6 protein-coding genes and 1 riboswitch are annotated in these 15700 nt (G+C 70.6%); of the genes, 1 reads left to right on the forward strand and 5 read right to left on the reverse strand.

Annotated elements, in window-relative coordinates; genetic code table 11:
* Window positions 1-108 precede the first annotated feature (108 nt).
* From EAD98_RS07600 to EAD98_RS07610, 3 genes are all read right to left on the reverse strand, one after another.
* Window positions 109-1104 carry a ribonucleotide-diphosphate reductase subunit beta gene (locus EAD98_RS07600; RefSeq protein WP_121653356.1) on the reverse strand — a complete coding sequence of 332 codons (996 nt, stop codon included), beginning with the start codon at window positions 1102-1104 and terminating at the stop codon, window positions 109-111.
* A gap of 41 nt (window positions 1105-1145) precedes the next feature.
* Complete coding sequence (locus tag EAD98_RS07605) at window positions 1146-3479, reverse strand: ribonucleoside-diphosphate reductase subunit alpha (protein ID WP_233583754.1); 2334 nt, start codon at window positions 3477-3479, stop codon at window positions 1146-1148.
* Window positions 3480-3678: 199 nt separating this feature from the next.
* Window positions 3679-3896, reverse strand: a riboswitch (cobalamin riboswitch).
* Between the two features lie 197 nt (window positions 3897-4093).
* Window positions 4094-9712, reverse strand: coding sequence for a GH92 family glycosyl hydrolase (locus EAD98_RS07610; protein WP_121653342.1), 5619 nt, complete (start codon window positions 9710-9712; stop codon window positions 4094-4096).
* Window positions 9713-10135: 423 nt separating this feature from the next.
* Between EAD98_RS07610 and EAD98_RS07615 the strand changes: the two genes are divergently transcribed.
* Window positions 10136-11158 carry a LacI family DNA-binding transcriptional regulator gene (locus tag EAD98_RS07615; RefSeq protein WP_121653343.1) on the forward strand — a complete coding sequence of 341 codons (1023 nt, stop codon included), beginning with the start codon at window positions 10136-10138 and terminating at the stop codon, window positions 11156-11158.
* Between the two features lie 28 nt (window positions 11159-11186).
* Here EAD98_RS07615 and EAD98_RS07620 read toward each other — a convergent pair whose 3' ends face one another.
* On the reverse strand, window positions 11187-12215 hold the full coding sequence (locus tag EAD98_RS07620; protein WP_121653344.1) for a LacI family DNA-binding transcriptional regulator: 1029 nt from the start codon (window positions 12213-12215) through the stop codon (window positions 11187-11189).
* Window positions 12216-12560: 345 nt separating this feature from the next.
* Window positions 12561-15659, reverse strand: coding sequence for a beta-L-arabinofuranosidase domain-containing protein (locus EAD98_RS07625; protein WP_233583751.1), 3099 nt, complete (start codon window positions 15657-15659; stop codon window positions 12561-12563).
* Window positions 15660-15700: the final 41 nt, after the last annotated feature.

Below are 15700 nucleotides of genomic sequence, written 5' to 3' on the forward strand. Positions count from 1 at the left end.
CGAGATGAACCCTCCCTGCGACCACGACAGGTTAGCCTCACCTAATTTCGGCGGCGTCGGGGCCCGTCGAGCAGGCGACGGCGGTCTCCCGCCGTCGCCTGATCGGCACTAGAAGTCGTCGTCGAAGGCGACCGTTCCGCTGACCCCGACCTGGTACGCCGACACCCGCCGCTCGAAGAAGTTGGACAGCTCCTGCACGTCCTGCAACTCCATGAAGGCGAACGGGTTGGCCGACCCGTAGTGCGGCGCGATCCCGAGCTGGGCGAGACGCCGGTCGGCGACGTGCTGGAGGTACTCCCGCATGTCGGCCAGCGTCAGGCCGGGCACGCCGTGGCCGAGCAGGTCCTCGGCGAACTGGACCTCGCACTCCACGGCCTCGGCGAGCATCTGACGGACCTGGTCGGCGAGGTCGTCGTCGAACAGGTCCGGCTCCTCGGCGCGCACCGTGTCGACGACGTCGAACGCGAAGGCCATGTGCATGGACTCGTCGCGGAACACCCAGTTCGTGCCGGAGGCGAGGCCGTGGAGCAGACCGCGGGAGCGCAGGAAGTACACGTACGCGAACGCGCCGTAGAAGAACAGCCCCTCGATGCAGGCGGCGAAGCAGATCAGGTTGAGCAGGAACATCCGCCGGTCCTCGCGGGACCGCAACTCGCGCAGGTCGTTGAGGGAGTCGATCCACCGGAAGCAGAAGTCGGCCTTGCGGCGGATCGAGGGGATGTTCTCGATGGCGGCGAAGGCGGCGAACCGCTCGTTCTCGTCGGGCACGTACGTGTCGAGCAGGTTGAGATAGAACTGGACGTGCACCGCCTCCTCGAACAGCTGCCGGGACAGGTAGAGACGGCCCTCGGGGCTGTTGACGTGCTGGTAGAGGTTGAGCACGAGGTTGTTGGCGACGATGGTGTCGCCGGTGGCGAAGAACGCCACCAGCCGGCTGACCAGGTGCCGCTCGGCGGGCGAGAGCTTGTCGAGATCGGCGAGGTCGGCGTGCAGGTCGACCTCCTCGACGGTCCACGTGTTGCGGATGGCGTCGCGGAACCGGTCGAAGAAGTGCGGGTAGCGCATCGGGCGGAGGGTGAGGTCCATCCCGGGGTCGAGCAGCATGTGCGTGGTCCTCGTGTCGGTGGTGGCGTCGGCGGCGGCGGTCACTGGCAGGCCTCGCACGACTCGGGGTTCTCCAGGGAGCAGGCCAGCGCCTCGGCGTCGGCCGTGGACGGCGCGACGAGAGCGACGGCAGTGGGCGCGACGGTGGCCTGCTGGATCCGGGTGGCCGGGCGGGACCGCAGGTAGTAGGTCGTCTTCAGGCCGGCCTTCCAGGCGTACAGGTACATCGAGGAGAGCTTGCCGATGGTGGGCGAGGCCAGGAACAGGTTCAGCGACTGCGACTGGTCGATGAACGGCGCGCGGGCGGCGGCCAGGTCGATCAGCGCCCGCTGCGGCAGCTCCCACGCGGTGCGGAACAGCTCGCGCACGGCGGCCGGCAGCTCCGCGATGTCCTGCACCGACCCCTCGGCCCGCTTGATCGCCGACCGGACCCGCTCGGTCCACAGGCCGCGGGCCTTCAGCTCGCGTACCAGAGCGGTGTTGACCTGGAGGAACTCGCCCGACAGGGTCTCGCGCTTGAACAGGTTGGACACCTGCGGCTCGACGCACTCGTAACACCCGGCGATGGAGGCGATGGTGGCGGTCGGGGCGACCGCCACCAGCAGCGAGTTGCGCAGCCCGTGGGCGGCCACCCGCTCGCGCAACGCGGTCCACCGGGCGGTCTGCGTACCCTCGACACCCCACAGGTCCGGCTGCAACCGGCCCCGCGCGGCCCTGGTCTGCCCGTACGCCGGATGCGCGCCGAAGGGGCGGGCCAGGTCGGCGGAGGTCTCCAGGGCGGTCAGGTACAGCTCCTCGCTGACCCGGGTGGACAGCTCCCGCGCCGCCGGGGAGTCGAACGGCAGCCGCAGCGCGAAGAACACGTCCTGCAGGCCCATCAGCCCGAGCCCGACCGGCCGCCAGCGGGGGTTGCTCGCCGCCGCCTGCGCGGTCGGGTAGTAGTTGATGTCGATGACCCGGTCGAGGAACGTCACCGCGGTACGGACCGTGGCGCGCAGCCGCTGCCAGTCGATGCCGCCGTCGGTGAGGTGCGCCGCGAGGTTCACCGAGCCGAGGTTGCACACGGCCGTCTCGGCGTCGCTGGACACCTCGATGATCTCGGTGCAGAGGTTGGACAGGTGCACCACGTTGCCCGGTTCGGCGGTCTGGTTGCACAGCCGGTTGGCCGCGTCCTTGAAGGTCATCCACCCGTTGCCGGTCTGGGCCAGGGTGCGCATCATCTTGCCGTACAGCTCCCGCGCCGGGACCTGCCGCACGTAGCGGCCCTGCGCCTCGGCCGCCCGGTACGCGGCGTCGAACTCGTCGCCCCACAGGTCGGGCAGCTCCGGCACCTCGTGCGGGTCGAACAGCGACCACACCTCGTCGGCCTCGACCCGGCGCATGAACTCGTCGGGGATCCAGTTGGCCAGGTTCAGGTTGTGGGTGCGCCGGGCGTCCTCGCCGGTGTTGTCCCGCAGTTGCAGGAACTCCTCGACGTCCGGGTGCCACGGCTCCAGGTAGACGCAGGCGGCGCCCTTGCGCCGGCCACCCTGGTTGACCGCGGCGACGCTCGCGTCCAGCGTGCGCAGCCACGGCACGATCCCGTTGGACTGCCCGTTGGTGCCGCGGATCAGCGCCCCCCGGGACCGGACCCGGGAGTACGCGATGCCGATGCCGCCGGCGAACTTGGACAGGTTGGCGACCTGGGCGTACCGCGCGTAGATCGAGTCCAACTCGTCGCGCGGGGAGTCGACCAGGTAGCAGGAGGACATCTGGGTGTGCCGGGTGCCGGAGTTGAACAGCGTCGGCGAGCTGGGCAGGTAGGCCAGGCTGGACATCAGCCGGTAGAAGTCGATCGCCTCGTCGGGCGTACGGGACAGGCCGCAGGCCACCCGCAGCAGCCAGTACTGCGGCGTTTCCAGCACCAGCCGGCTGGTCGGGTGGCGCAGCAGGTACCGGTCGTACACCGTGCGCAGGCCGAAGTACTCGAACCGCCGGTCGCCGTTCGGGTCGACGGCGTCGTCCAGCGTCCGGGCGTGGGCGGCGACGAAGGCGGCGGTCTCGTCGCCGATCAGTCCCTCGGCCTGGCCGATCCGGATCGCCGCGCTGAACGAGGTGATGCCCTGCCGGCGCACCTCCTTGTCGACGTAACCGGCCAGCAGACGGGCGGCCAGGCGCGAGTACTGCGGCTCCTCGCCGATCATCTCGGCCGCGGTCTGGATGGACAGCCGGTCCAGCTCCGCCGTCGTCGCACCGTCGTAGAGGCCGCTGATCGTCCGGGTCGCCACCCGCAGCGGGTCGACGTCGGTCAGGTCGTCGGTCCACCGCTCGACCGCACGGACGATCTTGTTGACGTCCACCGGTTCGCTGGCGCCGTCGCGCTTGCGGACGTGCATCTGCGTGCGCCGCCGGCCCGGCTGGGCGGTGTCGCCGCCGGTCGGGACCACCTGGGTGACTGTCACCACTCACTCCTCGCGAGTTCGAGACCTGATGGCCCTCGGACGCGAGGAGACAGACACCGGCGGACGCCACGCCGGGCGTGGGTCAGGGGGCGTCGGCCGTCCCACGCGGCGTCGGACCGCCGCACACCCGGGTGCGGGTGCGCGGCGCGCTGGCAGGTCTTCGGACTCGTGGGCACGACCGGGATCGCCGGTCTCCTACTGGCCGTCGCTTCCCAGGCCGCGTGGCGGCCCAGTGCTGATGACGGCGGTCGTTCCCACTCACCGCTGCGGGGCAGTCCCGGATTTCCACCAGGTTCCCTCTTGCCTCGACCACTGCGGATGAGCGGCCGAACCAGCTGCGCTCGACACCATATATAGGGACGACCTCGTTTGTCACACCCCACATGTCGGGGTCGGGCGTGTCGCGATCGGTGGCGACGGCCGTCATCGATCCGGGCTGGCCGGCGAGTGGTCGGTGGCTTGCGCAGCGCAACACCACCGACGGCGCGGGCCGTACGCCCTGCCCGCTGTGGGCGGGCCCTGACCCGGCCCGCCCACAGCGGTGTCCGCTACCCGGTGACGGTGAAGGGCTGCGCGACCCTGGTCACCGAGATGGCACCCGTCAGCGCGACGCTGGTCGGGCCGACCTTCGCCGCCCCGGGGACGCTGACCGTCGCGCCGGCGATGACGCCATCACCGTTCGCGCGCACCGTGCGGACCGCGAGGCCGTCACCGAAGCTGACCGTGACCTCCTCGTTCGGAGCGAAGCCGGCGCCGTCGACCGTGATCGACGTGCCCCGCGGTCCCGACGTGCTCGTCAACGCCGCCTGCGGTTCGTAGGTCGGCTTCTCCACCTTGTCGGTCACCTGGACGGTGGCCGTCGCCGGCGTCCGGGAGGACGCGCCGGTGGCGGTGACGGAGTACCGGCCGGGCGGCACGTCACCGGACGTCGCGACGGAGGCTCGTACCGCTCCCGCCGCCGAGGCCGCGACCGTGACGGTCCGCGCCGGACTGGTGCCGAGAGTCACCGTCACCCGCTCACCGGCCGCGAACCCGCTGCCGTTGACGGCGACCGCGTCACCGCTGGTGACAGTGGCGGACGACGACACCTCGATCGCCGGCTGAGACCCGCCACGCGCCACGGTCACCGTGAAGGTCGCGGTGCTGCTCGACACCGTGTCCCAGGCGGTGACGTGCACCGTGTAGGTGCCCTCCTGCGCGTAGGTGTGCCGTCCACTCAGCGCACCGTCCGAGCCGACCGTGACGTCGTCCGGAACCGTGCCGTCGCCCCACTGCACCCGGGCGCGGTAGCCCGTCGTGCCGGGAACGCCTCCGCGCACCGACCCGAGGGCGGCCGTGAGGACCTGACCGGCGTTGGCCGTCTGGTTGGCCGGTGCGGTGGTCACCAGCGCGGGGGCCGGTGTGCCGTCGTTCGCGATGGCGAACACGTGGATCCGGCCCGCCGAGCCGGGGTCGCCGGTCTGCGTCGGCAGGGTCACCGAGACCAGCGTCTTGCCCGCCGGGATCTGGTACGGCGCGGTGGCGAACAGGAACGGCTGCGCGCCGTCCCGGCTCGTGCCGCTCAACCGGTACGCGGCCTTGGCGACCACGATGTTGCCGTACGACGGGGTGCCGTTGGCGTTGCCGCCCAGCGTCCAGTCACTCAGCTGGATCGGGATGCTGGCGGTGCTGCCGTCGCTGAACGTCGCCGTGCCGGTGGTGCTCTGGTTGCCCTGCGTGCCGGCGCCGATGAACGAGATGCTCCGGGCGTCGGCCGGAAGGTCGAGAACGACCGTCCTGCCGTTGCCGGTGGCGTTGTCCGGCTGCCCTGCCGGGATCTCCGGCAGCGCGAACCGCAGCTCCGTTCCGGGCACCTGGTGCCGCTGGCCCTGGGTCACGCCGGCCGCCGTCAGGGCGGCCCGCGAGTACGCCCACGACTTGGCGTCGCAGTTCGCCGCGACGGCGCCCTCGTCACCGACGCAGACCGTGTCGAACGCCGCGGTGAGGCCGGAGCTCGGCGCGTAGGCCACGTCGACGCCGACCGTGACCGAGCCCTGGCCGGTGCCGTCGGTCACCGTGACGCTCGCCTGGTGGTGACCCGGCGTGGCGTAGGTGTGCGAGCCGCTGACGTTGTAGACGGCCCGTGAGCTCAACGTCAGGGTGCCCTCGGTGACCGGTGAGCCGTCACCCCAGTCGATGGTGGCCCGGTAGCCGCTGGCGGTGCCCCCGGTGACGGAGGCCAGTGGCACCGAGACGGGTGCGCCGGACGTCGCGTGCACGGCGCCCGCGGCGGTCACCGTGATGTCGCCGCCGCCGACCTCGATGTCGCCCCCGGCGAGCAGTTCGATCTCGGCGAGGTTCGCCTGCGCGGCGCCGACCGTCCTGGTCACGACGAGGCGGAACTGCGTGAAGCGGCCCGGATTGTCGATGGCGAACGGACGGGTCTGGTTACGCCACCGGAACGCCTCGCCCCTGCGGGAGTCGACGGTGCTCCAGGTGATGCCGTCGTTGGAGCCCTGCAACCGCCAGTCCGCCGGATCGCCCACGTTGGCGCCCGAGGTGAGGGTGTAGTAGGTCGGCTTCTGCCTGACGCCACGGGAGGCCCAGCTGACCTGCGGCGTCGCGGTGGCGAACGTCAGCTGCGTGGTCGACGAGTCGTCGAACAGCTTCGACGCGTCCTGCCCGCCCGTCGCGGTCGCGGTGCCGAGACCGGGGCCGGTGACGTCCTGCAGCGGCTGGGGCGCCTTGTCGCCCCGGGTCAGGGACGGCGGCGCGTCGTTCTTTCCGGTGCCCCAGGTCGACGGCTTGGAGCCCATCTGGAAGTCGATCGTGCCACCCCTGGCGAGCGCGGACACGTCGACGGACAGCTCACGCTGCTTCTTTCCGTTGACCTTGACGCCCTGCACGTAGACGTTGCTCGTGCTGTTGTCCGGCGCGTTGACGACGATGTCGCCGGTCGTGCGGCGGACGGTCATCTTGGTGAACTGCGGCGAGCCGATGGTCCAGTGGGACGACCCGGCCTGCAGCGGGTAGATGCCCAGCGAGCTGAGGATGTACCACGCCGACATCTCGCCGTTGTCCTCGTCGCCCAGGTAGCCCTGGCCGATCTCGCTGCCGACGTAGAGGCGTTGCAGGATCTCCCGCACGATCGCCTGCGTCCTGGCCGGGGCGCCCGCGTAGGCGTACATGTAGGGGATGTGGTGCGACGGCTGGTTGCTCATGCCGAGCTGGCCCATCCGCACCGCGCGCGCCTCGAGCATCTCGTGGATCGTGCGGCCGTACCCGCCGGGTCGGTCGGCGTTCTCCGGGGTGGCGAAGAACTGGTCGAGCTTGTCGCGCAGCGCCTTCGGCCCACCGTGGAGATTGGCCAGTCCCTGGCCGTCCTGCTGTGCGGTGAACGCGAAGTTCCACCCGTTGGTCTCGGTGTAGACGCCGCCCCAGTCCAGCGGGTCACCGGCGAGGAAGGCGCCGGAGGCGTCGCGGCCCTGGAAGAGCTTCGTCTTCGGGTCGAACAGGTGGACGTAGTTGCGGGCGCGCTCCAGGAAGTACCGCGACTCCTCCTTGAGCCGGTCGCGCTCCGACTTCGGCGTGGCCGGGTCCTTGGCCAGGGCCGCGCCCATGTTGCCGATGCCGTAGTCGTTGATGAAGCCTTCCAGCGCCCACGACACCGACTCTCCGGTGGAGGTCGGCGTGTAGCCGAGGAACAGCGAGGTCTCGATGCCCTTGCGGCCCACGGCGCTGCGGCCGGAGGCGACGGTCGCGTCCTTGACCGCCGCGTCGTACGCCGCGAGCGGGTCGGGCAGCTTCACGCCGGTGAGGTACGCCTGGGCCAGCGCCACATTGGCGCTGGTGCCGGTCATCAGGTCGGCGTAGCCCGGGGACGACCAGCGGGCGATCCAGCCGCCGTCACGGTAGTGCTGGACGAACCCGTCCGAGATCCTGGCCGCGACGTCCGGGTACAGCAGCGCGTAGGCGGGCCACACGGTGCGGTAGGTGTCCCAGAAGCCGTTGTTGACGTAGATCTGACCGTCGACGATCTTCGCGCCGGTGTGGGTGGCGGTCGACGTGCCGGTGGGCGCCGACACCGGGCTCGCGTACTGCCAGCGCGGCGCGGCGGCGGTGCCGGTGTTCTCCGACTGCGAGTTCGGGTACAGGTTCAGCCGGTACAGGTTCGAGTACATCGTCACCAGCTGCGTCTCGGTCGCGCCCCGCACCTCGACCCGGCCGAGCCGGTCCTTCCATGCGGCGGTGGCGGCGGCGTGGACCTGGTCGAAGCTCTTCCCGGTGACCTCCAGGTCGAGGTTCCGGCGCGCCTGGTCGACCGAGAGGAACGAGGTCGCGATGCGCATCGTCACCTGGCGGTTCGCGGACACGTCGAAGGTGGCGGCCGTCGCGGAGGACGCCGTCGGCGCCCGGTCGAACGCGCCGGACACGAACATCCGGCTACGACCGGCCGACAGGCCACTTCCGTTGTCCACCCAGCCGGTGAACGTGCCGTCGGCGCCGATGGTGAACGTGCCGTTGTAGAAGACGAGGCTTCCGGTCGCCTGCCCGGACGGGAAGGTGAACCGCATGATCCCGGCGTGGTCGGTCGGCGACATCTCGGCGATCAGACCGTTCTGCAGCGCGACCCGGTAGAAGTCCGGCTGCGCCGTCTCGTCGTCGTGGCTGAACGCGAGCCCCCGGCTGCTGGGCGGCCCGGTGAGGGGTCCGTCGCCGGTCACCGGCATGACCGACATCTGGTTGCGGTCACCCATCCACGGGCTCGGCTCGTGCGAGATCGCGAGGCCCTGGAGCGTGGGCAGGTTGGCGGCGTTGTTGACCCGGTGGTACTGGTACTCCCACGAGTCGGACGTCGCGTCGGTCACCGGCGTGAAGAAGTTGAAGCCGTTCGGCACCGAGGTGATCGGCAGGTTGTTGCCGCGCGAGAACCCGCCCGTCGAGTTCGTCCCGCGCCGGGTGTCGACGTAGTTGGTGAGCCGTGATCCGTCGATCGACGCCGGGGAGGCCGTCACGGCGACGTCGTCGAGCCAGCCCTGGAACCGGGTGTCCGCCGTTGCCTGCGGGTTGTCGTACGCGAGCAGGATGCGGTCGATCGTCTTGCCGCGCGCGATCGCGCCGATGTCGGCCCGCACCGCGTTCCACTGCTCGGCGTAGAGCACCTTCGACGCGCCCTGTCCGGCCGGGGTGAGCGCGTAACCGTGCTGGTCGACGGGCGACAGGCGGCTCAGGTAGCTGCCGTCGGTGAAGTGCAGGTCGACGGCCGCGAAGGTGGACGGGTACCCGGGGTCCTGGCCGGTGTATTCGGGGAAGATCTTGTAGGACAGCCGCGTCTTCGGTCCCACCGGGATGTGCACGTCGAACAGCCGGTTGGTCGCGTACGACCGGCCGTCGTCCTCGGCGCCGCCCGCGTACCGCAGCGAAGCCAGTCCGGTGAAGCCGACCCCCGGCTTGGTGGTGTAACCGTCGGCCGGACCGGCGCCGACGACGCTGACCATGGGGGCGGCCGGCGGTCGGACGGTGGAGCCGTCGCTGATGTCCCAGCCGGCGAGCTGAACGAGGGGGTCACCGGTGTTGGCGGTGATGTTCAGCCGGTAGTAGCCGTAGGCGGTCGTGTTCGCGAAGCTGTAGGTCCTGGTGGCGAACCGCCCGGCGAAGCTCTGCCCGGTCTGCCGGTTCAGGTCGACCCAGGTGTCGCCGTCGTTGGACCCCTGCACGGTGAAGTCCCTGGGGTCCCGGGTCGGCTCGTCGTTCGCGGAGGTCAGCGCGTACCGCACCACGGTCGACGGCTTGGCCAGCTGGTACGTCACCCAGCCGGTCCGGCTGCGCGCCAGCCACTTGGTCGACGGATCGCCGTCCGCGAGCTTCGCGGCAGTCTCGTTCGGCGCGTTCTCGGCGCTCGCGGTCACCGCGCCGACCTGGTCGAGCAGGCTGCCGGGCAGCACCCGGCGGCTCGATCCGGTCAGGTTCGCCTGGACCGGCTTGCCCTTCGCGTCGACCTCGACGGTGGTCGCGGCGGGTTGCGGGTCGGCCGCCTCGAACGAGGAGTTGAAGTTGCCGGGCGGCGCGGTGGTGGGCGCGGCGCTGGCCAGGGGCGCGCCGATGATGAGTCCCACCGGCAGCAGGATCGCGGTTGTCGCGGCGATCAGGCGGGGGGACAGGCGGCGCGCGGTGGGGGGATGCGACATGAGGGGCAGGGCCTTTCGCCTCGAGCGGGGTCGAGTACGTCGAACGTCTGGGCAGAGTGGACCGTCGCTGGTGCGGTCGGTCCTTCGGAGCCGCAGCCTGACATCGTTGTCATGGAAACTCGTGACGCCGAGGCAGGAGCAGTGGACTGTCGCTGATGGTTCCGGTGGATCACAACCGTGTCAATGGGTTCAGCAGAGCGAAACAAGCCGGCCCGGAGCGGGTCGACCGCGACGGGACTTCACGGTGACGGGCCGAAAGTCCCCTCCGAAAACCGTTTCAAAGCGGGGTCGAGGGCATCGAGCGATCGCCGGTCTCGGCAGCTCCGCCGACTTCCCGGGAGGCAGCCTGCGCACTACGCTTGCGAGGAGCAGGAGGCAGCTGACACCCGCTCATCACCCTGAAATGATTGCGAAAGGCTTTCGGTGGGCCGACGACGATCCCAGTCAGTGACGTTGAGCGACGTGGCGAACCGCGCTGGCACCTCCGTGGCCACCGCGTCCAAGGCACTCAACAGCCGAGCCGAGGTGGCCCCGGAGACCCGCGAACGCGTCCTGCGGGCCGCCGCCGAGTTGTCGTTCCAGCCGAACGTGCTGGCTCGCGGGCTGATCTCCGGGCGCACCCGCACGGTCGGGCTGCTCACCGACGAACTCGGCGGCCGGTTCGCCATACCCATCCTGCTCGGCGCCGAGAACGCCCTCGGCAACGGGCAGATGTCCGTGCTGCTCTGTGACGCGCGCGGCGACGCGATCCGCCGGCAGCACTACATCCGTACCCTGCTCGCCCGCCAGGTCGACGGGTTCATCGTGGTCGGCGACAGCAACGACGTGCGCCCGTCGTTGACACAGGACATCCCCGTCCCGGTGGTCTACGCCTACGCCGAGTCGACCGATCCGAACGACCTGTCGATCGTGGCGGACGACGAGGGCGGCGCCCGGCTGGCCGCCGAGCACCTGGTGTCGCACGGCCGCCGCAGGATCGGGCACATCACCGGGCCGGACACGTACCGTGCGGCACGTGATCGCGCCGCCGGCCTCCGAACGGTGCTCGCCGAGGCGGGGCTCACCCCGGCCGGCGACCCGCTCTACGGCGAGTGGTCGCAACGGTGGGGCCGGCACGCCGCGCGGCTGCTGCTCGCCGCCCGGCCGGACGTGGACGCGATCTTCTGCGGCAACGACCAGGTCGCCGCCGGCGCGGCCGACACCCTGCGCGACCTCGGTCGGCGGATCCCCGACGACGTGGCGATCGTGGGATACGACAACTGGGAGTTCTTCGCGGCCGACTGCCGGCCGCCGCTGACCACCGTGGACCTCAATCTGGAACAGCTCGGGGCCGCCGCGGTCAACCATCTCTTCGCCGCGATGGACGGCAACGCCGGCAGCGGGGTCATCCGGCAACCCGGCCGCCTGGTGGTCCGTGAGTCCACCGGCCCGGTTCTGCACCACTGAAACCGCCACCGCGACGGCGGCACGGTGCTCAGCCGACGGGCAGGGTCGACTCGCGCATCACGACGCGACCGGGAAACTCTTCCGAACTGGGCGCGGCGCCGTCGATCGCCGCGAAGAGCCGCTGGCCGGCCACCTCGCCGAGGTGCTTCAGGTTCATGTCGATGCTGGTCAGTCGCGGGCGGGAGTCAGCGGCGATGGCCTCCCAGTTGTCGAAGCCGATGACCGAGATGCTGCGCGGCACGTCCCGTCCGAAGTCCCGCAGCGTCTCCAGGACACCACGGGCGATCTGGTCGCTGCCGCAGAAGATCGCGTCGACCTCGGGATGCTGCTCGATGACCATGTGCGCGGCGGCTCTCCCCCAGGACTCGTCCCACGACCCGAAGTAGGGCCGGTCGCCGACCATGGGCAGGCCGGCGGCGGCGAGGGCGGCCGCCGCGCCCTCCGCCCGGTCCCTCGCCGCCTGGAACCCGGCCTCCCCGGTGATGTGGGCGATGGCGCGTCGGCCGCACGCCAGCAGATGCTCGATGGCGAGCCGGCCACCACCCACGTTGTCGACCGTGATCGAGATGTCCGCCGGGTCGGCGGAGGGGGCGTAGACGTACACGACCGGCACGGGGATGGTGCCGGCCAGCGGCGGCCGGGGGTCGGTGCGGGAACCCACGACGATCAGGCCGTCCACCCGCCGGGACAGCAGCGCCTGCACGTGGTGCTTCTCCCGGATCGCGTCGCCGCGCGCGTCGCAGAGGAAGACCGAGACCTGCCCGGCTCCGGACGCGTCCTCGGCGCCCATCAGGATGGGGATCGAGAAGCGCCCCTCCAGGTCACTCGTCAGCAGGCCGACGGTGCCGGTGCGCCCGCTGAGCAACCCACGGGCCAGGGCGTTCGGCGCGAAGGACAACAGCTCCGCGGCCTCCAGCACCCGGACCCTCGTGCTCGACCGCACCTCACCGCGACCGTTGATGGCCTTGGACGCGGTGGCGACCGACACCCCGGCGAGCTTGGCGACATCGGTGAGGGTGGGTGGGCGGTAGGCGGGGACCTCGGGTTCGGTGGTCATGCGATGCTCCCTCTCAGCGACCGACACAGGTGCGCTGCGCGTCGGCGAGGCCGTCGCCGGGTGTCTTGTCGATCAGCCAGCGGAGCACATCCTAAAACCTTTTCGGAGATCTTGCGGCGCGGGTGTGCCCCGGCAGCGGGCGCAGGCCCCCCTACCGGGGCGGACACTACCCGGGGAGCTGGTCGCCCCGGCACGGGCCGGGTCGCCCATCCCGAAAACGCTCGAAACGTCGGTGCCGCCCATCGGCAGCGCCGACGGTGGCACCGCCACCGGAACCGCCGTGGCCCGGTCGGGTCGACCGGGCCACGGCCATCCGGCACGCGGGCGTACCGCGTCCGGCGACGCCTACGGAGCGAGTTCCTTGTTGGACCGCGCGGCGCTCGTCACGACGATCGACCTCTCCTCCCGGCTCAGGAGCCCGTCCTTGACGAACGACTGCGCGAGGTGGTTGACGGCCGACACGAACTGGCCGTGGTTGGAGAAGGGCGCCTGATCCCAGAGCAGGTCGAGGAAGGTCGGGCCGTCAGTGCCGGGTGACGGCACGCCCGCCACGGGTACGTCGTAGTTGGGCAACCCGTCGTTCCGCTTGCGGTTGGGCACACCGGTGTCGACCGACCCGAACACGATCATCGGCTCGACCCGCCGGAAGTACGACGAGGCGGCCTGCGTGTCGCCGATGTGGTACGGCCGCAGGGTGAAGCCGTGCGTGGTGAAGAGCGCGTCGCCCGCCTCCGTGCTGCCGGCGGCTGTGATCGCCGCGCGGGCGTAGTCGCCGTCCCGCTTCAGGTGGCGGTACAGGGACAGTTCCCGGTAGTTGCCGACACCCGGGTTTCCGAGGATCTGCAGCAGGAGGGGACCCCAGAAGATCGATTGGGTGTCGGGGCGGTCCAGCGCCCGCTCGATCCGGATGCTGAACGGCATCCGGATCTCGATGGTGTCGCCCGGCTTCCACGTCCGGCTCACGGTCAGGTAGGTGCCGGGCTTGGCGGCGCCCTTCTGAACGACGCCGTTGACCGTCACGACGAAGCCCTTCTCCACCCAGCCCGGCACCCGCAGCTTGATGTCGAGCCGCCCGCGCCCGTCGACGGTCAGCCTGGTGCGGTCCTCCCGCGGGTAGTTCGTCTCCTGGGTGACGACGAAGCCCTTCTCGGCCCAGGTCAGCGTCGACGGCACGTACAGGTTGACCCACAGCGCCCTGCCGTCGGCCGACTTGAAGTAGACCGTCTCCTGGTACTTGGTGTGGTTCTCCATGCCGGTCCCGCCGCAGCAGGTGCCGGTGTTGCCGTAGCTGCGGGTGGCGCCCGGGGTCAGCGGTTGGAAGTAGGTGACCTGCGGGTTGTTGACGTTCGTGTTGTCGGCACGCGAACCGAGGATCTGGTTGAGCAGGCCGCGCTCGTAGTAGTCCAGGTACGCCGGGTCGTGCTCGTGCAGGAACAGGTTACGAGCCAGCTTGATCAGGTTGTAGGTGGTGCAGGTCTCCGCGCCACCCTGGGCGATCGAGTTCGCGATGTTGTCCCGGTTCTGGAACAACTCGGTGTTGTTGTTGGAGCCCGGGTAGTTGCCGCCGGTCCCGCCGTTGGCGTACATCCGGTGCGGGACGACCATGCCGAAGAAGTTCTTGGCGGCCTTGAGGTACTCGGGGTCACCGCTGTGCTCGTAGACGCGCAGGTAGCCGACGAACTGCGGCACGTGCGAGTTGGCGTGCAGTCGATCCGGTCGGCGACGACCGGGACGGGTCTGCGGCGTCGTGACGAGGATGTCGCGGTTCTCGACGCAGGCGTCGAAGAGTGACTCCCGGTTGTCGAAGCGCTTCGCGGTGTCCAGGTGCCGTGCGTCGCGGGTGAGCGCGTAGATCTCGGGGAACACCTCGTTCGCGCCACCGGTCTCACCGGCGATGTAGAGGTCCCACATGTAGTTCAGGTTGTCCCGGGTGATCGGGCCCGTGTACGCGGGATGGTTCTTGTCCCCGACGGTCAGCGCCAGGTGGGCCCACTCGGCCATCCTGACGACCACGTCGAGGGCCTTGGGGTTGTCGGTGTGGTAATACGCGTCGAGCAGACCACGCATGATCTTGTGCTGCGTGTACCACGGCGCCCAGGTGTTGGTGCTCAGGTCGCCGCCGTAGACGGCCCACCGTGGCGGACCGAGCCGGAGCACCGCGTCCTCCGGGATCGCGCCCAGGTAGCCCGGGTGGGTCGGGATCCAGTCGGCCGCTCCCCCGCTCTGGCTCGCCACGATGCCGCCGTCCCGGCCGTTGGGCGAGGCGTCCCTGATGGTGGAGCCCCCCTCCTCGTCGAACCGGTACCAGGCGATCGACCCGCCGCCGGTGCTCCCGGCAGCCGAGTCCAGCAGCGACCGGACCTCCGGCTGGCTCAGGGCCCGGTCGAAGATGTGGAACTCGTCGACGGTGGCGTCCAGGTACGCGTCGCCGTACTGCGACCGCCCGATCCACCGGTTCCCGGGGTTTCCGAGGTTGGCCGGGCTGAGGGTCATGGCCGTGTTCTGGCCGGCCTGTTCACCGTTCACGTACAGCGTGCCGGTGTTCTGGGTGAGGGTGACGGCGAGGTGCACCCACTGGTTCGTGGGCAGGGCCGCGGCGCCGTCGATCCGTTGCTCGCCACCGCCCCCGCTGACCGTGATCGCGAACCTCGGCACGTTGCCGGTGACACCGGCGCGCGGGGTCAGGAACATGTTGACCGTGGTGTTCTGACCGAAGTCGAACAGCCGGCTCCAGCTCTGGGTGGAGGCGAGATTCACCCAGGCGGCGATCGTGAAGTCGGCGAGCTGGCTGATCGCCTCCTGCGGCAGGGCCACGTGCTGTGCCTGGCTCGGGCCGTTCAGGCGCAGGCCGCTTCCGAAGCGACCCGGTACCCGGCCGATCTGCGGCTCCTCCGGTTCCTCGCCGCCCGGGCCGCCCCCGCCCATCCGCGCGGTGATCGCGGCCTGGCACGCCGCCAACTCGTCGACCATCCAGTCGAGCTTGCTCTTGAAGATCGGTTCGCCGTGGTCGGCGTAACCCTGCGCCAGGGCCGTCATGAAGTGGCCGGCCCAGTGGCCGCTGAGCAGCCCACCGTCCTCCCAGCCCCCGGGGACGGAGACGCCCGGCGGGTTCGGTCGTCCGGCCTGGTTGTTGAACAGCACAAGGAAGCGCCGCTCGTCGAGCTGCCGCAGGTAGCTCTTCATGCGGTCACGCTTCTCCTGGAGCAGGCCGTCGCCCAGCGTCACGTCACGCAGCTGGAACGGCCGGACCGGGGCGGTGCCGCCGGGGCCGGGATCGGCCGGGACGGCGCCCGGAGAGGCCAGGCCGGTCGTCGTCCCGGTGGCCGTCGCTGCCTCCGCGGCGGTCGCCGGGAGCGCGCCGGCGGCGGCCACTGCCGCGGCGCCGATGGCCGATGCCTGAAGTACCTGACGTCGGCTGACGGGCATCTTGTCGGATTCCACCATTGCGGATCGTCCTTTCGAGCGGGGATCTTTCGAGCGGGGGG

The organism is Micromonospora sp. CV4 (assembly GCF_003667455.1).
Lineage (GTDB): Bacteria > Actinomycetota > Actinomycetes > Mycobacteriales > Micromonosporaceae > Micromonospora.